The organism is Rhodococcus sp. IEGM 27, from assembly GCF_033142305.1.
In the GTDB taxonomy this organism is placed as follows: Bacteria; Actinomycetota; Actinomycetes; order Mycobacteriales; family Mycobacteriaceae; genus Rhodococcus_F; species Rhodococcus_F oxybenzonivorans.
The window spans coordinates 529,668-549,193 of sequence record NZ_JAWLSG010000001.1; the positions used below are offsets into that span (position 1 = coordinate 529,668).

The window sequence follows — 19,526 nt, forward strand, 5'->3', positions numbered from 1 at the left end:
TCACACTAATGATCTGTCTTAGTTAGCTATTTGTCAATCACGGATGTTCGCCACCTCCGCTCGGGGAGTGACGGTTCCACCCTCGACCCCATCGCCCACCGCGACACGTTGACGCGCCTCCCGACGGAAGATATTGACGCCGGCAAGCGACAACAATCCAACCACTGCCGCGACAGTGATGAACCACGAAGGCGAGACGAGCTGGTCGGTCCGGAGAACGAGAAGTGAACTGATCAGCGGAGCAAACCCGCCGCCCACGATGTTTCCCAGATTCTGAGCAGTGGATGCAGCCGAGTAGCGCACGAGGGTCGGAAACAGCGAGATGACCAGTCCGAGCATGGGTACAGTCTGAAAAGACACAAGCGAAAGCAGGACGAAATACGCAGGGATGATCACGAAAAGACTGGTTGTCGCTTCCATGATGAGGAACAAGGGGTAGGACAGCAATGCGACGGCAAGCGTCGAAGCACCCAACACCCGCGTTTTTCCGTACCGATCGGTGAACCACCCCGCCAGCGGACTCGCGCAAACAGCGGCGACCGTGAGTGTGCCCGCCACAATGGAGTAGGACTCCCCTGCCGAGAAGTCGTGAGCAGTCTTGAGAAATGTCACCACGTAGGTGTTTGCGACGTAGCCGGTGGTGGTCGCCGCGAACGTCAGTCCGGATGCAAAGAGCAGCATCCACCGGTGCGTCCTCAACACTTCGACGAACGGGAGTCGCGTCGTAGAGGCATTGCTGTGCTCGCGCTCACGGTCCTGCGCGTTGGAGAACTCGGGACTGTCCTCCAACCGGAGGCGCAGCAAGAGGCAACAGATCGTGAGCGGCAGGCAGAGCAGGAACGGAATGCGCCAGCCCCAGTCGTTCATGCCGTCCGTTCCGACTACGTACGTCGTCACCGCAACGACTCCGGTGGCAGTAGCGAATCCGAGCTGCGAGCCAGCCGGAGTGAGCGATACTGCAAGCCCTCGACGTTTGGGCTCGCTCGATTCGGCGGCCAGCGTGACAGCGCCCATCATCTCGCCACCTGCCGAGAAACCCTGCAGCACACGGCAGATAATCAGCAAAGCCGGTGCAAGCAGGCCTATCTGATCGTGCGTGGGCAGAACTCCGATTACGAAGGACGAAGCGCCCATCAGTGCGATTGTGCCTAGCAACGCCGGCCGTCGCCCGCGTCGGTCGCCCAACCACCCGAAGAATATCCCCCCTAGAGGCCTGAATACGTATGCAGTCCCGAACACGGCGAGCGCGGACAGCACCTCAGTGGTCGAACTTTCCGAGGGGAAGAAAGACGTCGCGAAGTACACGGCGAGAAACGCATAGACACTGAAGTCGTAGTACTCGACCAATGTGCCGAACAGTCCAGTAGTTGCGGCGAGCCGGGGCGAACGGCGACGCGCGGTGTCGGCCCGTTTCACCGGGCCCGCACCCGAAGTACTTTCCATCAGTCCTCCATATACAGTGCGAATAGTTGACTATTTGCACTGTATATGGAAGTGGTCCAAATCACTACGGAACGGCAGGTATATCGAACGAAAGTCGCGTGCCAAGAGGTTAGCGGTCTGCAGCGTCACGAACCGTCAAGTAGGTCGAGGACGGAGTGCATCGCCCCGCTTTCCTTCAAACGCCGTCCCGTGTCGAGAATGTGTTGCCGCCAAAGTTCTTCAGCCTCCGCAGCGCGCCGTTGCTCGATAAGCTTGACAACCGCCCTATGGGCTTCACGGCTCCGGGAGGCAGCCTCCTCTCGGACATCCGGGCGGTCGGCGACTTCTCGAAGATATTTGCGATTGGCCAGGTCGATCACGTGCCGCAGCGACTCGATCAGTACTTCGATTGCACCGTTCCCCGCGCGTATGACCAGGAGACGGTGAAACTGGTCCTGACACTCCCACAATCCCTCGGGCGAGCCCGCCCGGCTCTCCGATTTCAGTGCCTCGCCTAATGCAGCCAGATCAGCGTCGGTGTGGAAATCGGCAAGCCGACGCACGCATTGCGGCTCCAGTTCGCACACCGCGGCGTAGACATCGTCGACAGTTGCCTTTTGAAACTCCAGTACGAGTCCCACATATGATGCCACCATCGCGACGCCTGGCGCTTGAACCACCGGCCCGCTGTGCGAGCCTCGCCGGGTGGCAAGCAACGACTCGGCTTCGAGAATCCGGAGGGCCTCGCGGAGGGTCGGCCTCGAGACTCCGAATTCCGCTGCGAGTTCCATCTCCGCGGGAAGCACATCGCCCCGCTGCAGCTCCCCTCGAACTATCCGACGACGAATCGAAGAGGCCACCGCTGAGGATGCCCGGACGGATGTGCGGGCGTCGCCTGCCGGGGCTCGTGATCCGGTGTTCATACGTCGAGCGTACAGACGGCCTTGACTGCACCGAGCGAGAACTCTACGGGATAGCCGAGCCTCCGTCCACCGGCAGAACGGCGCCGGTGATGTAGCGAGCCGTGTCCGATGACAGGAACATCACGGCTTCCGTGATGTCGTCGCAGTCTACGAAGGGTATCCCCATCGGGCTGACCGATCTCGCACGCTCGACGAAATCGAGTTCGTTCGGTTGGTCAAGGTCAGGGGCGAACACCCGGAACATTCCTTCGTTGAGCAACATCGAGGTCTTGACGTTGCCCGGAGCAACGAGATTGACGCGGATGCCGTCGGACGCCAGTTCACGGGCCGAGGACCGCATCAGGCCCACCAGAGCATGTTTCGCCGCGACGTACGCACCGACGTTCGGAAGCCCCTTCAAGGACGCACCCGAACCGATGAGGACAATGGACCCGGCACCATCCCCAATTCGCATATGTCCCGCCGCTGCTTTCAATACGTGCCACGACCCCACGAGATTGACGTCGACGACGGCACGAAAAGTGTCCTCTTCGATGTCCCACACCTTCGGGCCGACCGAGGTGACTCCGGCGTTCGAGACCACGGTGTCGATGCGTCCGAATTGCTGCATTGCGGCGTCGAACACCGACCGGACGTCTTCCCACACCCGAACGTCGACCTTTTGTGTCAGAACGTTCGCACCCAAGACGCGACAAGATTCTGCCGTGCGATCCAAATCGTGCTCGGTTCCGATCTCGTGTGACGCCTCCGGAATCGGGGAGCACACATCGAAGAGCACGAGGCACGCCCCCTCCGCCGCGAATCGGATCGCGTGATTGCGCCCTTGTCCGATTGCCGCCCCGGAAATCGCAACAACCTTGCCGTCGAACCTACCCGCCATGTTTCCCTCGATGATGTCGATCGTCCGTGTAACCGACAAGGTGCAGCTGCAATATCGACCGCGACTTGCCTGCGTCTTCTGTAATCAGTTTACCTATTGTACTGTAAGAGCGTTGTCAACAAGAGTTGTTGCCCGACCCGTCCGTTTCGAGGCGGCGTGTCCCGCCGGACAACCACCGCTCGCGCACTTTTGTCGGCCTTACAGCGGAAGGAACGATGATGATTGGTAACCTGCATCCCAGTACCCGTGGAGGATCCTCGAGGTGAGTTCGTCGACCGAATACGCATCCATCGTCCAAGCGCAGGCGCGCAAATGCCCCGAGCGCGTCGCCCTCGAGTTCCGGAACGAAACCTGGACATACGGGCGACTCGAGACGTCGATCGTCGAAGCAACCAACGCTCTCAGGCGCCTCGGAGTGAAGCCGGGTGACCGCGTTGCGCTTCTGTTGGAGAGCACACCAACCTATGTGGTCTGTCAGTTCGCCATCGCACGCCTTGGCGCCACGTTTGTTACGCCGAACCCGAGTTGGACTGTCCACGAAACACGGCATGCGCTCGAAGCCGCGAACGTCCGGGTGTCGATTGTCGACGCCGATCACGGCCGGCACTCTCTCGACGGCTCATCGATCATCCAGACTGCCGACATCGTTCGGTCCAACGAGAGTGAACCGGCGGAGGACGGGGATTCCCGGCTCGGTCCGACTTCGGAACTGTTCATCCCGTTCTCCTCGGGGACAACAGGATTCCCCAAGGGCGTAATTCACACGGTGGGTAGTGTCGACGGTGCAATAGATCAGCTGATCCGCCACACCGAGCTCGGGCCGGACGATCACCTGCAAGTATCGATTCCGCTGTGCCACATCTTCGGCACAACCATGCTCTCGGCCGCACTGAAAGTCGGTGCGCGAGTGACACTGTTCGAACGCTTCGATTTCGACGAGTGCATCGGTCAACTTCGTACCGGCAATGTCACCGTCTGGCCGCTGGCAGGTTCGGTCGCACATCGGCTGTCCCGCCGAGGAGACCTGTCCGTCGACGACTTTCCGGCGCTGCGATTCTTCATGTGGGGTGGCAGCCCCGTCCCCGCGGAACTGGCCCGACGGATAACCGATGCGACAGGCGTGGGTTTTCTGTGTTCGTACGGCATGACCGAAGCCATGATGGTCACCTTCAACCCGGTGGACGACCCTTCCCGATGGAGTCTCGACTCCCCCGGATTCGCTACGGAGGGAACCGAGCTCAGACTCGGAGACGACAACGAACTCGAGGTACGCGGTCCGAGCGTAGCGACCGGTTACACGCTCGCGACCGATGACGTCGCCGCTCCGGCAGAGTCTCCCTTCAGCGAGGACGGATGGTTTCGAACCGGCGACATCGCAAGGATCGACAGTACCGGCCGGGTATGGATCGTCGACCGCAAGAAGGACATGATCAAGGTGTCCGGCTTCCAGGTCGCGCCCGTCGAAGTCGAGACCGAACTACTCCGCCACCCCGCAGTACTCGATGCCGCAGTCGTCGCGGAGTCCGACGAACGAACCGGGCAGCGCGTTGTCGGGTACATCGTCACGTCCGAGCAGATCGATATGGACCGTTTGCGCGATGCCGCATCAGAACGCCTTGCCTCGTACAAGGTCCCTAGCGAAATTCGGATTGTCGATGCGATTCCCCGTACTAACACGGGGAAGCTTCAGAGAGCTCGGCTCACCGCTGTTCCGATCGAAAATCCTTGATCGGGCAATCAGCTCTGATGCCCGCGTTCGGACAGAACACACAGAGCTCATTGCCTATGCCGGACCAGCAAAACCAACATTCGAGACCAGGAGATGTCATGCGTGAGCGCTTCGCTTCGGTGTCGCGCTCATAGCGCACATGGACTTCGTCCTCGACACCCTGGGCGCGACTTTCGCAATACAGTCGGCCGCAGAATGAATCGACGAACTCCAAAACCCGGACGCTGACCCAATCGACCTTGCCCGGAGGCCGTTCTCAATCTCGAAAACGCCGATCGAAGCCTCGCATGTTCCACCGAATCTGGATCACTGCACGCGCGACGGGGTGATACACCGTCGCCCGTTATACCCCCGCCGACCTAGTATCACTGTCCGAGAGAGGCGTGATCTGACTCATGAGCTTTTAGTCACGACAGAATCTCAACGAGCGTTGCTTCGGAGCTTCCGACCATGCACTTCTCAACGCCGTCGAAGTGCGTGCGCACAACGCCTGGGCTGCAGATACATCGCTCTCACGCAGCAGTGTCACGAGTTTGCTGTACGCCCGGTGCGCTGCCCGATGCGCGGGCCGTTCACGGTCGGGCTCGTGGGCAGCAACGAACTGCTCGTTATGCCTGGAAATTATGTAATAAAGCATGCTCGCGATTACGGTGAGCGCCTTGTTGTCGCCCAGTTCGACGATCGTGCTGTGCGCGCGCGTCCACCGTGCGAATTGGACGGCGTCACCGACGAGATCAGCGCCCTTGTCCACCTCCGCCTGCCGGACACTTCGATCGACGTGCGCGCACGGTAGACGTCCACCAGCGGCGTGCCCTGGTACTGCAGCAGCAGCCCGGTGAAGTTTGCAGCGACCTCGGCGCTGAGAGCGAGAACTCGAGCACCGCCGTGGGCTCCCCGAAGAGCCCTGATGATCGACTCGCTCTCAAGGATTCTGAACGCCTCGCGGAGCGTCGGCGGAGACACCCCGAATGCTCTAATGACGATGCCTCGCTAGGAAGGCGGATCTCCGGGCTGCAGCTCGCCAGTCACGATCTGACGTCTGAGCTGGCCTGCTACCAATTCTCCCGCTTTGGGCACCCTCACGCGTCGCGATCCAGTGTCGACGACCACGGTCGTGCTCCTTGCCATACGACTGTTGCGGGGCGAGCATTGAAGAAATTCGGCCGATATAGCCAGAACTATGGTTTGTTCGGCTCAGCCGAAACCGGGCCTGACCATCGTTACGATCCGCCCCGAGTGCCGGCGTCCGACAGGGTTCTCACGCTGACGGAAACAAGGCGTCGTGCACCAGACAACGGCCCCGGGTTTCTACTCCGCTCGGGGCTCGAGGGACATTCATCCGATCAACGTATGTCTGTCCAGAACCGACTCCAACGGGGAAGGTTCTGAGGCGCAGTTCTGTTCTCGCACCGCAGCACCGCTACCGGAGGTCCAATTCTCCACAGCTGTGTCCTTGCGTGTGTCAGGAACCTGTCGCTTTTTTCTGTCGCTTTCGTTCCGCACGGAATCTCACCGATCCACGATGGATTTCAAGTTGCGTCACTCGATCCCGCAGTCCGGTTCCATCGCCCGCCTCGAATGGACGACTGGCTTTGATGACCAGGCTCCCCCAGCGCCTTCGGAGCGAAACCCTTGACATATGGACGCCTGTTCGACCATTCCGGCCGCCACGGTGGCCCAGGAAGGATCGATTCGTCCGGTCTGATGTGTCACGGACTCATGTCAAGCGAACTCCTGGAACGGAAGCCGCCCTCGTTCGCAGATACCCGCCGATCTCGAGCACCTCCTCACCGCTCAATGGCTTCGGGAAATTGACTGCGCAGAGGGCAAGATCGACCCGCCCGGCTCGGTTGAGCAGGGGTGTACCAATCCATTCCACCTCACGAGGGGTCGGATCGGAGAAATCGACGATAAGATACTGTTCCCGTCTGAGTTCGGTCATCCATTCCTGAAAGGACTCCGGATCCGGAGTCTCGCTGTGCTTGCGATTCTCTCGGAAGATCATCCCTTCGGCTAGCGCCTTCGTTCCAGAACGAGCCGCCGCCGCCACTCCCCGTGAACGCAGAAGTTCCAGCGCGGCCATCACCATGTCAACTTCTCTGCTGTCAGGCTCCGGATAGGCTCGCCCCAGCCATTCCTGCAGTTCGCCCATGGAACGACCGAACAAGAACAGCACTCCGAGCGGCGGAGCGAACGGCTGCGTGCGTTCACCGACGCGGAACAGAGTCGTCACCCGAGAAGGCTCGCCGGCGGCAGCCAGCGGTACCACCCATTCGCCCAGTTGAGCCGTCAGGATGCAATGGGCGTTCAGTTCGTCTGCAATCTCGTTCATGAGTGCACGAAGCGAGCTCACCAGGTGACCCCGCTCCCCCAACGCTGCCTCACCGAGTCCTGTCAATGCCGGCCCGAGGTGCAGACGTCTGTCGCTGTCGCGCAACAGGTAACCTGAGTTCAACAGCGTCTCGGCCAAGGGATGCAAAGTGGATTTACTGATACCGGTCTCCCGCGCGAGATCGGACAAGGTCAAGCTTCTGCCCGGGCGCTGGGCGAGGCAATTGAGCACTGCCACAACCCTGTGGGTCGGATTGGACACCCATCCTCCTCAGTTATCTTTCGCCGAACGTTGACGCTCGATTCCCGTAATCCTATATTCGTATAGTAGAGCATCTCGTTCGATTATTCGAACATTGCATCCGCTGTGCAGCAGCAGTCCCTTGGTTGCCGACTTCGCTCGGTCAATGTGCAGCCATCCTTCACCATCACCGTTTCGGAGGAAAAATGTCCAGTGCGCACGAAGTGAGCCGAGTAGCTGCGGTGGTAGGAACGGGCCCGGATATCGGTCAGGGCTGTGCAACCGCCCTGATACAGGCGGGTACCCACATCGCGTGCCTCGATCGCGACCCAGCATCAGCGAAAGCCACGGTCGACCATGTCGTGGCATTGGGGGGATCGGCGTCAGCTCACGTGGTCGACGTCATGAAAAGGGAATCGGTCAGAAAGGTCCTCACCCAACTCGTCGACTCGTACTCGCGTCTCGACGCGCTGGTCAACGTCGTCGGGGGATCGAGTTGGTCGCTTTCCCGGGAGACCTCCGATGACGAATGGAACCTCGCGTTCGACCTGAACCTCCACCAACAACGGATAGTGGCGCAAGAAGCAATTTCGATCATGAACAGCGGTGCCATCGTCGCAATCGCCTCCGTCAGCGGGCTGACAGCATCCACACGACACGGCGCCTACGGCGCAGCCAAAGCTGGATTGATCAGCCTGGTCAAGACACTTGCAGTCGAAAACGCCCGGCATGGCATCAGAGTCAACGCAGTGGCACCCGGCGCGATCGCAACCGCCTCCCGGGCGGCCGACGCACAACTGGTGGCCGCAATCCCGATGAAGCGGCGCGGCGATCCTACCGAAGTAGGCTCTGCAGCAGCGTTTCTCGCATCGGACGCGGCGTCGTACATCACGGGACAGGTGCTCGTCGTCGACGGTGGGGCCAGCGTCAAACACTCACTACAGGAACTCTGAGCTCATCTGCAGGCGCTCGCCCTGGCGTTTACGACCGAGACACTGACCTCGCCATGAATCGGTTTCGTCCGGTCGAACCGCTAGTAGCGAAATTTTCAGATCGAAGTAGAACCACCAAAGACCTTGCCTGTGATCCAGATCTCGCCTAAGATTCCAATATAAGGACACAGCGTTCGACTATACGAACGGCCGAGCATCTCAGATTTACTGCGTCGCCGTTGAATGAAACTGGCACACGCTCTCAGGAGGATCGAACTTGTTACGCACCAAGCCATCTCGTCGGCGACAGCCATCAGTTGCCATCATCGGCGCCGGCTTCGGCGGTATCGGGGCCGCCGTGAAGCTAAAAGAGGCGGGTTTCTCCCGAATCACAATCCTCGAGAGAGCGGACGGGCCGGGAGGGACGTGGTGGCACAACTCCTACCCCGGCGCTGAAGTCGACACCCCGTCTGTTCTGTATTCCTTTTCGTGGATGCCGTGGAATTGGACCCGAACCCACGTCCGTCAGTCGGAACTGCAGGAGTACCTAGAAGCTGTCATCGACACATACGACCTGGCGGAGGATATGTGCTTCGGCACTACCGTCGATCGTGTCGTGTGGGACGAATACCGGCAGGAGTACGCGGTCTGGTCCGATGATCGCATACTTTTACGTGCCACTCACGTCATCAGTGCTGTCGGACTCCTCGGCGATCCGAAAATCCCCGATTGGGAGGGTCTCGAGGACTTTCAAGGCCCCGTTTTCCACGCGGCGCAATGGAATCACGACATCGATCTGACCGGTCGACGAGTCGCCGTTGTCGGGTCCGGATCTACAGCGGCTCAGCTTGTCCCGGCGCTCGCAGACATCGCGGGAGAAGTCCTCACCTTTCAACGTGAACCTGGATGGATCGTCCCCAAGCACTCCCGTGAGTACACGCCCACCGAGCGTTGGGCCCTCAATTCCAGTTTTGCACAGAGGTTCCTACGGACGAAGTTCGTCTTGCTGCGCGAACGCGACCAAATCGGTGGGGCACTGTGGCGCGAAGGGACGGCCGTCAACACCGCGGCGCGTCTAGGGGCACTTGCGCACATCGATCGGGTTCTGGGCGATCGACCGGACCTAGTCGAGGCGGTCACTCCCACACATCCCTTCGCGGGTAAGCGGCCTGTCATCTCCGATGGGTTCTATCCAGCACTGCTGAAACAAAATGTGAAGTTGGTTCCGCGGGCGGTGAAGGGAATCGTTCGAACGGGTTTGATCGACTCCGACGGCGAGCAACACGATGTGGACGCAATCGTCTTTGCCACCGGCTTCAAAGCTGACTTTCTCACGACCTACGACGTGATCGGCCGAAATGGGATTTCGCTGCATGATCTGTGGAGGGGTGAAGAGACAGCTTTCCTTGGGATAATGGCAAAGGATGTACCCAATTTTTTCATGCTCTACGGGCCGAACACTAACGGTGGAACGATCGTGACCAACCTGGAGCTGCAGGTGAAGTACGTGGTCAGTGCTATCGAAGCGGCGCACCGGCGGCGTGCCTCCGCGGTCGAGATTCGGCCGCTCGCACAGGATCTCTACGACCGCGCTATTCAACGACGTCTCGAGGGGACGACATTTCACTTCGAGAACAACTACTACCGCAGCAAGTCCGGTCGTATATCGACACAATGGCCCGAAGGAGTCATTGTCTACGCGATACTCACCAAACTACTGCGGTGGCCGCTATGGCGCTTTTCGTTCAGACTAGGAAGATCGAACGACAATCGCCCGCCACAAATGCAACCGGAACCATTCGAGAAGCTCAGAACACAGACGCGCGTGGAGGTAGTGCAATGAAATGGGCAGCGTTGGCGGTCCTGTCTTTGTTTGCTGTTCGACGCATGATCGAAACAATCGTCGACGTCACGCGTTCATTGCGCGCTACCCGTGTCCTCAACAACATGGATCTGCGCGCGAACCCCACATCTGGCCTCTGATTCGTGCATCCCTTGACACCCCATTCCACAAAGGACTCAGTGACATCATGACCGTTACCGAAGAAGTAGCAGGCCGATCGAACACGGCCGAGGTTGACGCCACCGCAGCGATGACGATTTTCACCACGTGGCTCGACACGTTCACGAAAGCGCTTTTGAACCGTGACGCAGGCGAACTCTCCGACGTGCTCGCTCCGAACGCGTGGTGGAGGGACATGGTTGCTCTCGATTGGCAGATGTCCAGCCATCACGGGACCGCCGACATCACGAGTTTTGTGTTCTCGAGCCCACAAGCGATCGCGAAGATCACTCTCGACGATATTGTCGCACCGTCGCACACCACACCCGAGCCGGGCACATCATGGATCGAGGGATTCTTCCACCTCGAAACAGGTACGGTTCGTGGACGTGGCCACGCGCGTCTGATCGAGGACTCAGACGGGTCATGGCGCGCGTGGACTGTGCTGACCGAAGGCGCCGAACTCAACAACCGCCCACTCGCCGTTCGTCATCGTCGTCCACGCCCGAGTGGACATGCCACAGAAACGCCATGGCACCACCGCCGTGCGGACTCGACGAGCTTCGAGCGCACCGATCCCGAGGTGTTGATCATTGGAGGCGCGCAGAACGGTTTGGGGTTGGCGGCGACGCTCGGGCTGATGGGCGTCGATACTCTCGTGGTGGAGAAAAGCGAGCGTGTGGGCGACGTCTGGCGCGACCGATACGAATCGCTTGTCCTGCACGCGCCCGTCTATAGTGACCACCTCCCACACTTTCCTTTCCCTGACAGCTGGCCCGTGTACACACCGGCTCGCAAGTTCGCCAACTGGCTCGAAACGTATGCCGAGGCGATGGAACTGAACGTGTGGAACGGCACCGAGGTGGTTTCCGCCGATTACGACCGAGATGCCTCTGCGTGGACAGTCGTGACTCGATCCGACGCCGGCGAGCGAACACTGCGGCCTCGCCACTTCGTCGTCGCGACCGGTACGTCCTCGGTCCCCTGGGTGCCGGGCATTCCAGGACGCGAAGAATTTTCGGGCACTGTCATCCATTCCAGCGAGCACCGCACCGGTCAAGGCTGGCAGGACCGTAACGTCGTAGTCGTCGGAGCCGGCACCAGTGCACATGACGTCGCCGAGGACTTCCATTACGGTGGCGCTCACGTGACGATGGTGCAGCGCGGACCGACGTATGTGCTGAGCCGCGACCGCGGAAACAAGATCCTCTTCGAATCCGCATACAGCGAAGACTCGCTCCCTTTGGATTACGCTGATCTGCAGTCGAATTCGATCCCGTGGCCGCTTCTGTTGCAGATGGCCGAATCTCAGACGGCCGCAATCGCTGACGAAGACAGAGACATGCTCGACGGTCTGGAAGCTGCGGGATTCTCCACGTGCATGGGCGATCGGAGGACCGGTGAAAGATCCGGGCTCATGTCCTTCGGTTGCCGGCCCGGTGGTCCGGGTGGCTACTACGTCGATGTCGGCGCTTCTCAACTGATCATCGACGGCAAAATCGCCGTCAGATCAGGCGTCGGGCTCGACCGCTTCACGCGAAACGGAGTGGTGCTGAGTGATGGGACCGAGTTGGCTGCTGATCTTGTCGTTCTTGCCACCGGCTTCCTCGACATGCGGGAGAGCTCGCGGAAGTTCCTCGGTGACGCGGTGGTCGACAGCACGGGTGCGTTCTATGGAATCGACGAGACCCGCAACGAGCGCGGATTGATCTTTCAACCCTCCGGCTTCCCACACCTCTGGTACGCCGGCGGTGGAGTGATCGAAGTACGACGGTACGGCAAATTTCTCGCTCTGCAGATCGCCGCAGAGCTCGATGGATTGGTGGAATGACGTTGTCCATGGACGAGTTCTACGAGATGGCGGACAGAGTTCGGAACTGGGGCAGGTGGGGCAGCGACGACGAGATCGGCACGTTGAACTTCATCACGCCCGAAATCGTGTGTGACAGCGCACGTTTGGTTACCAAAGGCTCTGTCTTCCAACTGGGAATGGATTTTTCGCCCACCGGGCCGCAGGGTGACCTGCTGTTCCGTCGAAATCCCCTGCACGTGATGACCATCGACGGCGGCGATCGAAACGCTGTGACCGAAACTTTCCCGTCGTGGGAGACCAACGGCCTGGCACAGGAATACGGCGCGTTCATGGGCTCGGACATTCTGAGATTCACCGACGACATGATCATCATGCACACACAGTCGGCAACGCAGTGGGATGCGCTGGCACACGCATACTACGACGACAAGCTCTACAACGGCTTCCCAGCAGACACAGTCAGCAGCGTCGGTGCTTACCGATGCGGCATCGACAAAGTCGGTGTACGAGGAATCACCTCTCGTGCAGTCTTACTCGACATAGTACGCCTCCGCGGTGCCGATACAGCGGTGCCGCACGGGGATCCGATCACCGCAGAGGAATTGGAGCGGGCAGCGAACTCCCAGAACGTGGAAGTTCGCGAAGGGGATGTCGTTCTTGTGCATACCGGCTGGGTCACCAAGTTCACCCGCACGGGCGACAGGGCCCCGTCCGCGGGACTGGACTGGCGAACGGCCGAATGGTTCCGAGACCGACGGGTGGCAGCAGTGGCCGCGGACAACAGTGGTGTCGAAGATGTCGCGTCCGGAATTGCCGGCAACATGCTCCCGATGCACCTGTTGTGTCTGCGCGAAATGGGACTGTCCTTCGGGGAATTCTGGGATCTCACAGCACTCGCGGCGGACTGCGCCGAGGACGGTCGCTACGAGTTCCAGGTTGTGGCCCCGCCGTTGCGGATCTCCGGCGGCGTCGGTTCTCCGATCAATCCTGTGGCACTGAAATGACTGCGACCTCGCGCAAGTGCGCCATCGTCACCGGCGCAGGGTCGGGTATCGGTCTTGCCACGAGCAGTCAACTGGCGGAAAGCGGTTGGCGGGTAGCTATGTTCGATGTCAACGTCATTGACCAGCCTGCTGTACTCCCAGGACGATACGATACCGAGCACCTCGCGCTTCGCGTCGACGTCTCCGATGAAGCGCAGGTCGAGAACGCGATCACCCACACTGTGAAAGCGTTCGGCAGGCTGGATGCAGTGGTCAACAGCGCCGCGATCACTCTCGCCGAGGACTCGGGGATACTCGACGTATCGACGGCAACGTTCGACCGCGTGCTCAACGTGAACCTCCGCGGCACGTTCCTGATGTGCAAATACGCTCTGCCCGAGCTGGTCGCCAGCCAGGGCGCAATCGTCAACGTTTCTTCGGCCGCAGCCGTCATGGGATTGTCGAGCACCGCATATCCCTCGAGCAAGGGAGGGGTGAACGCGCTCACCCGGGCAATCGCGCACCAAATGGCCGACGCGGGGGTGCGGTGCACATCGGTGATGCCGGGGATGGTCAACACCCCGATGCTCGACGTTGCGGCCGGCAAACCCGGGTCCTCCGTTCGCGCCACACCCGGTGTGATCGATCGCCGCGCCGAACCAGAAGAGATCGCTCGACTGATCAGCTTCCTGGTGTCCGACGACGCCCGCTTCATCACCGGTAATTCCATCGCAGCAGACGGCGGGCTCACCAAGTACTAGCCACCTGTCACAAATTGGAACCTCATGACCGCCAAACGGAGACGTCGATGACCTTTCTCGCTGATCCCGAACTCGTCGAACGCCGCAAGGCAATTGCCGCCATGGCAGCGGCACCGCTCGCACGAGGAACGACCGTCACACCTGTAGAACAAGTTGACTTTTCGGCTCTGCTGATCGAACCCCCGACGACCGGGACACACCAAACGCTGGTGCATCTGCACGGCGGCGGATTCCGCCTGGGGTCAGCGGCCGCATGGACGCCATTCCTGAGCCATCTCGCTCACAACACGAACACGCGCATCCTGAACGTCGACTATCCCCTGGCTCCCGAACACCCCTACCCTGCGGCGTTCGCTGCCGCACGAGCAGCAGCCGTATGGGCGTCGCAATCGATGGGCGCGTTCGTTCTGTCAGGCGATTCGGCGGGAGGGGGGCTCGCAGCAGCAGTAGCCCTGACGCTGTCCGAACCGGTTCGTGCACTGCACTCCGGCACGATTCTGCTGTCGCCATGGCTGGACCTGCGCATCGTCAACGAAAGCTTCGACGAATGCGGGCCGTTGGACGAGCTGTTCTCGGCTCGCGCCGCGCGAGACGCAATCGACGCTTATTGTCCCGGCCTCGACGTGACCGAGAAGACGTTGTCGCCCGGATTGGGCGACTGGCATGGCCAACCGCCGATCTTCATCGAAACCAGCAGCACCGAAGTACTCCGTGACGACGCACGTCAACTCGCAGCGCGCGCCCTGTCCAGCGGCGTCCGCGTGTGGTTCCGCGAACTATCAGACCAACCGCACGACTGGCACATCACAAAAGAGCCCGATTCGGCTGTCGTGAAGTCGTCACTGTCAGCGGTCGAGGAATTCTTGTCCATGGCGACGCAGCGCCACGCGTCGGCCGGAATCGGTTCATGAGGCGGGGTCGCTCGGTTGTCTTCCACGGACCTGGTATCGATCTGGAATGCATCGAGCGCGACGTCGCCGCACCTGAAGCACGTCAGATCATCGTCGCGACAACACATGCCGGTGTGTGCGGAAGCGACGTACACCGTCTCGCCGGCGACATACCGGCAGCTGACGCGAGGCCAGTGTATTTCGGTCACGAGGGAATCGGTACGGTTGTCGACGTCGGCAGCGACATCACGGCCGACCGGTCGGGAACACCGATCGCCCTGGGCGATCGAATCTTCTGGTCACCTCCTACACCGTGCGGCGAATGCATCCATTGCGTTGCAGGGGCGTCCACAGCCCTTTGCGAGCGTATGGACTGGCCTCAATCCGTTGGACGCGCATCCTCGGCGTCGTATCAAGATTTCGCGACGCTCTCGTCCACTACACCCTTCTTCCGGATACCGGATTCGACCAACTCCGACGCTGTGATCGCTTTCGGATGCGCGCTTCCCACAGCACTGGGTGGACTGCGCAATCTAGGTCCCATAACCGGCGCGACGGTGTGTATTCAAGGAAACGGTCCGGTGGGGCTCGCAGCAACCATGCTGTGCCGACTTGCGGGTGCACAGGAGATCTTCGTGATCGGCGACCCCGGAACACGAGCGGACGCGGCTCTACAGCTCGGCGCAACCGACGTCCTCGTTCTGCCCACAACGGACCGCGCTGATCGTCACGAACATCTGATGACAGCGACCAACGGAAGAGGCGTCGATGTGGTCATCGAGGCAGCAGGTCACATCACCGCATTCGACGAGGCATTGCCTCTACTGGCAAAGCGCGGTCGTTTGCTCATCCTCGGGCTTTATTCAGGCTCGGTGACAACGCCATTCGATCCTGTACTCGTGAACAACCGAGAACTGAGAATCGTTGGATCTTTGGGTTGTCCGGTCGAAGTTTACGGCCGCGCAATGGAACTTGCAGGCGAACACGACTCCGTCTTCGGACTCAGCGAATTCGTGACCCACAGATTCCCAATCGACCGTGTCCAGGACGCAATCGCGACCGCAGGATCCGGCATCGCAATCAAAACGGTGGTCCAACCGCAACCGAGCACGGAACGAGGCCGAATACAATGACATCGAAGTCCCGAAGCGACCTTCTGGACGGCAAGGTCGCCTTGATCACGGGCGCTGCTCGCGGCCAAGGCCGCAGCCATGCGACCACACTCGCCCGCCACGGCGCATCGATATTGGCTTTGGACATATGCAAGCCCGTCGGCTCCGTAACCTACGCCTCCTCTACCCCCGAAGAACTCCGAGAAACCGTCCACCTGGTCGAAGAGCTGGGACGTCCCGCCATTGCCGCCGAAATCGATGTACGAGATCTGGACTCATTAGCTGAATTCGTTCGAACAGGCAGCACCACACTCGGCAGCCTGGACATCGTGATCGCCAACGCTGGAATCAACATGTGGTCGGGACTGCTCGACACCTCCGCGGACGATCCGTGGCACGACACCATCGGTGTCAATCTCACCGGGGTCTACAACACGCTGAAAGCGTCCGCTCCGATCATGGTCGAGGCAGGCAACGGGGGCTCCATCATCATTACAAGCTCCGCGACCGGGTTGAAAGCCATGCCGGGCATGATCGCCTATGCCGCCTCGAAGTACGGGGTCACAGGCCTCGCCAAGGCTGCGGCACTCGAACTCGGACCGCACGACATCCGAGTCAACTCCATTCACCCATGGGTGGTCAATACGCCGATGGGTGCGATGCCGCCGAAGGGCGAAGAGACTCTGGCCGCCAATCCGTCATTTGTCGACAGCTTCAAACAAGTACTGCACTCACCTGAAGTTTGCAGAACCTGAGGACGTTTCGAACGCGGTGCTCTTCCTTGCGTCGTCCTTGTCACGAACTATCACAGGCGTAGCTCTTCCCGTGGACTCGGGCAACACCATTGTTTGAACGTCCATCTCCTGCTGCCTCCTCAACAGAAAGTCAAAAGAGATGCTAATCATCGACACAGCTGTCGGGTGCAACAAATGACACTCGGGTCGCCACCTCGACTAAACCGCTGGTGGTACGTCGCCACGGGTTCTGTAGCGCTCATCTTCGGATCCAACACGGTAAACGCATTGTTCAACGTGCTGGGAACGCCCATGGCAGAAGAGTTCGGCTGGGAACGAAGCGTCATCAGTACCGGCTTCTCCATCGAAACGATCTTGGTCGGCCTCAGCGTGGTAGCACTCGGTGCAATGATCGACCGCCTCGGTCCCAGACGGCCTGCAATCCCGATGGCCGTCGGTTTCGGTCTCGGGCTGATGGCTATGGCAGCGATGCCGAACAACGAGAACATCTTTTACCTGTTCTGCATTCTGATCGGTTTGTGCGCCGGCGCACTCGCGCCGGTCGCCCACGCCGCAGTCGTCAGTGCATGGTTCGTCGACCGTCGGGGATTGGCCCTGGGGATCCTGATGGCAGGTCTAGGTGCGTGCGGTGTGCTGATGCCACCGTTGGCAGCATGGATCGAGTCGCTTGCGGGCTGGCGCTCCACCTTCATAGTTATCGGCGCCATGTGCGCGGCCATACCGACCGCGATCTACTTTTTCATCACCCGCATGCCCGACGAATACGACGACGAACGTGAGCGAGCACGTTCGGAAGGACGAGTCGGCGGTCAGTCGCTACTACACATTGCACGCGGCACCCGCCAACTGTGGTTGCTCAGCGCGATCAGTTTTCTGGTATCGGCGGCCAGCTTCGGATTGATGTCCCAGGTAGTTCCGATGACTACCGACAAAGGTATCGACCAGGGTTTGGCCATTCTCGCTTTGTCTATCATCAACTTCTCATCGATTTTCGCCCGTCTTCTGACTGGGTATCTCTTCGACAAAATCTTCGCGCCCTTTGTCGGTTCTTTTTTCTTCATTCTTGGCGCCATAGGAGTCGCGCTACTGATTTCATCGTATGCTTCCGCGCCGCTGCTGATCGGTGCTGTGCTTATCGGGGTGGTGCTCGGCGCCGAAACCGACCTCAATGCATATCTTTCGAGCCGATACTTTCCCAAGCATTCCTATGGTCGTGTTTTCGGATTCGCAACGTTCGTCTACACCCTGGGGGCAGCCTTCGGCGTCATGTTGCTTGCTCGCATTTACAGCACGACAGGCTCCTACGCCGCCGGAATCGCACCACTCGTCGGGATGCTGATCGTTGCCATTGTCTGTCTGATCGGCATGGGCCCATACAGATACTCTCGTGATTCCGAGAAGACTGTGGACAGCTCGGACAACAATCCGATGCGAACCGAAAGCGCGTCGTCATGACTACTGGTGCCTGAAGGTGGGCCACTTACCCCGACAACGCTCTACCACCCTTGCCTTACTGCGGCGGCGTGCGTCGTCGTGGAATGCAGAGCGCAAGCTGCACACCAACCGTCACGAAACCTTCGCGGTCCTTGCCATCTGGGTCGCGGCGTTCGCTCCGCTCAAATCGCTCACAATGCCCGTCTGCCGACGATCGAGAGGCAGCTGCAGACTGACCAGAACGGTATGACCTGGGGTGCGACGGCGAGACCGCGGTAACAGTCTCGATCACTTCTTCTTACGGGCCGCCCGCGGATGTCACCGACAAGGGTCGCAAGTACACGGCCGGGGCGTCGGTCGAGACGGTGTACTGCTGGGCGTCGCTCGGCGGCATGTCGTAGGAGCGAGCACGGGCGAACGTGCTCGCGATCTGCAATCAAGTGGCGCCGGAGTTGCGAAATGTAGCGGCGGTACGAATCCAATTGGTAGCCGGAGTGTTCGCGGCCAATCCGAGTCCGGACCATCCGAGACCCAGCCCTTTATCCCCCGGGCCATTCTGGTCGGCGCAACATCATGCCCGGCGGCGATCGATGGACTCGACGTACAGCTCGTACTCCGGAATCCGAAAGCCCGCGCCCCAATCCAGGCCCAGACGGCCACCCGACACCAGATCGACGAGGGCGGCTCCCTCCGCTAGTCGGACGGGGTTGTGAAGGGGCGCCACCACCACGGCTGTGCCGATGCAAGCGCGGCTCGTGCTGGCCGCGACAGCGGACGCGAAGGTCATGGGTTGCGTCAAATATCCGTCGTCGAACTTATGATGCTCGGTGAACCACAACGAGTCGATACCGAGCCGGTCGGCCTCTTCGCACAGTTCGAGAGTGAACGCATCCAGCCGCGCCGGGTCGACAGCCCACCGCAGCGGATTGCGTAGGTCGAAGTACAGCCCCGTCCTCACGGAACAGCGCTCTCACCGACGGTGGTTCCCCGTGCGACCCCAGTCGAGTCGGACGCTCGACCGGAGGGCGCGAACATAAGTACGAGACGACCCCTCCTCGCAGACGACGGAGCGAAGCTGCACCCTACCCTCATGTCGATGAACACGGAGTCCGGCCCGCATTCGACAAGGTTGCCGCCTGCCGGGACCTGGCAAATCGGCAGCAACCCCGTCGACGTCGCCCGGCGCGGGCCCCGCGTCGGTAATCGCCCCGAACACGCCTCCTGCGCGAGGTCAGGGGCGGTGCGGTGCGGAAGTTGTCGCCCCTGCTCCGTCGCGTATATCCCAACGATGGCTACGCCTCGCAGTGGCATTGCCTCA

16 protein-coding genes and 1 pseudogene are annotated in these 19,526 nt (G+C 60.4%); 12 read left to right on the plus strand and 5 right to left on the minus strand.

Annotated features, from left to right (window positions below; translation table 11 throughout):
* Positions 1-33 precede the first annotated feature (33 nt).
* The 3 genes from R4P95_RS02525 to R4P95_RS02535 form a co-directional block, all read right to left on the minus strand.
* Positions 34-1,443 carry an MFS transporter gene (locus R4P95_RS02525; protein WP_317743488.1) on the minus strand — a complete coding sequence of 470 codons (1,410 nt, stop codon included), beginning with the start codon at positions 1,441-1,443 and terminating at the stop codon, positions 34-36.
* 125 nt (positions 1,444-1,568) lie between these two features.
* Positions 1,569-2,345, minus strand: a complete 777-nt coding sequence (locus R4P95_RS02530; RefSeq protein WP_317743490.1) for a FadR/GntR family transcriptional regulator — start codon at positions 2,343-2,345, stop codon at positions 1,569-1,571.
* A gap of 43 nt (positions 2,346-2,388) precedes the next feature.
* Complete coding sequence (locus R4P95_RS02535; protein WP_317743491.1) at positions 2,389-3,225, minus strand: mycofactocin-coupled SDR family oxidoreductase; 837 nt, start codon at positions 3,223-3,225, stop codon at positions 2,389-2,391.
* A 262-nt stretch (positions 3,226-3,487) separates the two neighbouring features.
* Here R4P95_RS02535 and R4P95_RS02540 point away from each other — a divergent pair, with 262 nt between their 5' ends.
* The 3 genes from R4P95_RS02540 (at position 3,488) to R4P95_RS33495 (ending at position 6,550) form a co-directional block, all read left to right on the plus strand.
* Positions 3,488-4,954, plus strand: a complete 1,467-nt coding sequence (locus R4P95_RS02540; protein ID WP_317743492.1) for a class I adenylate-forming enzyme family protein — start codon at positions 3,488-3,490, stop codon at positions 4,952-4,954.
* 586 nt (positions 4,955-5,540) lie between these two features.
* A complete protein-coding gene (locus R4P95_RS02545; RefSeq protein WP_317743493.1) occupies positions 5,541-5,747 on the plus strand; it encodes a hypothetical protein in 207 nt (68 codons plus the stop codon).
* Between the two features lie 605 nt (positions 5,748-6,352).
* Positions 6,353-6,550, plus strand: a complete 198-nt coding sequence (locus R4P95_RS33495; RefSeq protein ID WP_397517674.1) for a hypothetical protein — start codon at positions 6,353-6,355, stop codon at positions 6,548-6,550.
* A 121-nt stretch (positions 6,551-6,671) separates the two neighbouring features.
* Here the strand turns inward: R4P95_RS33495 and R4P95_RS02550 are convergent, their stop codons facing one another.
* Complete coding sequence (locus R4P95_RS02550) at positions 6,672-7,547, minus strand: helix-turn-helix domain-containing protein (RefSeq protein WP_317743494.1); 876 nt, start codon at positions 7,545-7,547, stop codon at positions 6,672-6,674.
* Between the two features lie 185 nt (positions 7,548-7,732).
* Between R4P95_RS02550 and R4P95_RS02555 the strand changes: the two genes are divergently transcribed.
* The 9 genes and pseudogenes from R4P95_RS02555 (at position 7,733) to R4P95_RS02595 (ending at position 18,229) form a co-directional block, all read left to right on the plus strand.
* The gene (locus R4P95_RS02555) at positions 7,733-8,479 is read left to right on the plus strand and encodes an SDR family NAD(P)-dependent oxidoreductase (protein ID WP_317743495.1); all 747 of its coding nucleotides are present in this window, start codon (positions 7,733-7,735) and stop codon (positions 8,477-8,479) included.
* A gap of 256 nt (positions 8,480-8,735) precedes the next feature.
* Entirely contained in the window at positions 8,736-10,301 is a 1,566-nt protein-coding gene (locus R4P95_RS02560) for an NAD(P)/FAD-dependent oxidoreductase (protein WP_317743496.1), read from the plus strand.
* A gap of 187 nt (positions 10,302-10,488) precedes the next feature.
* Positions 10,489-12,291 (plus strand): NAD(P)/FAD-dependent oxidoreductase, encoded by a 1,803-nt coding sequence (locus R4P95_RS02565; RefSeq protein WP_317743497.1) that lies wholly within the window; start codon positions 10,489-10,491, stop codon positions 12,289-12,291.
* Positions 12,288-13,277, plus strand: coding sequence for a cyclase family protein (locus tag R4P95_RS02570; protein WP_317743498.1), 990 nt, complete (start codon positions 12,288-12,290; stop codon positions 13,275-13,277). The genes R4P95_RS02565 and R4P95_RS02570 overlap by 4 nt, the downstream gene beginning before the upstream one ends.
* Positions 13,274-14,017: an SDR family oxidoreductase gene (locus tag R4P95_RS02575; RefSeq protein ID WP_317743499.1), complete on the plus strand. Its 744-nt coding sequence runs from the start codon at positions 13,274-13,276 to the stop codon at positions 14,015-14,017. The genes R4P95_RS02570 and R4P95_RS02575 overlap by 4 nt, the downstream gene beginning before the upstream one ends.
* Before the next feature lie 47 nt (positions 14,018-14,064).
* Positions 14,065-14,928, plus strand: a complete 864-nt coding sequence (locus R4P95_RS02580) for an alpha/beta hydrolase fold domain-containing protein (RefSeq protein WP_317743500.1) — start codon at positions 14,065-14,067, stop codon at positions 14,926-14,928.
* Positions 14,925-16,040: a zinc-binding dehydrogenase gene (locus R4P95_RS02585; protein ID WP_317753815.1), complete on the plus strand. Its 1,116-nt coding sequence runs from the start codon at positions 14,925-14,927 to the stop codon at positions 16,038-16,040. The genes R4P95_RS02580 and R4P95_RS02585 overlap by 4 nt, the downstream gene beginning before the upstream one ends.
* Positions 16,037-16,871: pseudogene (locus tag R4P95_RS02590) on the plus strand (mycofactocin-coupled SDR family oxidoreductase). Before R4P95_RS02585 ends, R4P95_RS02590 begins: the two are co-directional and overlap by 4 nt.
* A 77-nt stretch (positions 16,872-16,948) precedes the next feature.
* On the plus strand, positions 16,949-18,229 hold the full coding sequence (locus R4P95_RS02595) for an MFS transporter (RefSeq protein ID WP_317743502.1): 1,281 nt from the start codon (positions 16,949-16,951) through the stop codon (positions 18,227-18,229).
* 550 nt (positions 18,230-18,779) lie between these two features.
* Here the strand turns inward: R4P95_RS02595 and R4P95_RS02600 are convergent.
* Positions 18,780-19,166 carry an LLM class flavin-dependent oxidoreductase gene (locus R4P95_RS02600; protein WP_317743503.1) on the minus strand — a complete coding sequence of 129 codons (387 nt, stop codon included), beginning with the start codon at positions 19,164-19,166 and terminating at the stop codon, positions 18,780-18,782.
* Between the last annotated feature and the right edge of the window lie 360 nt (positions 19,167-19,526).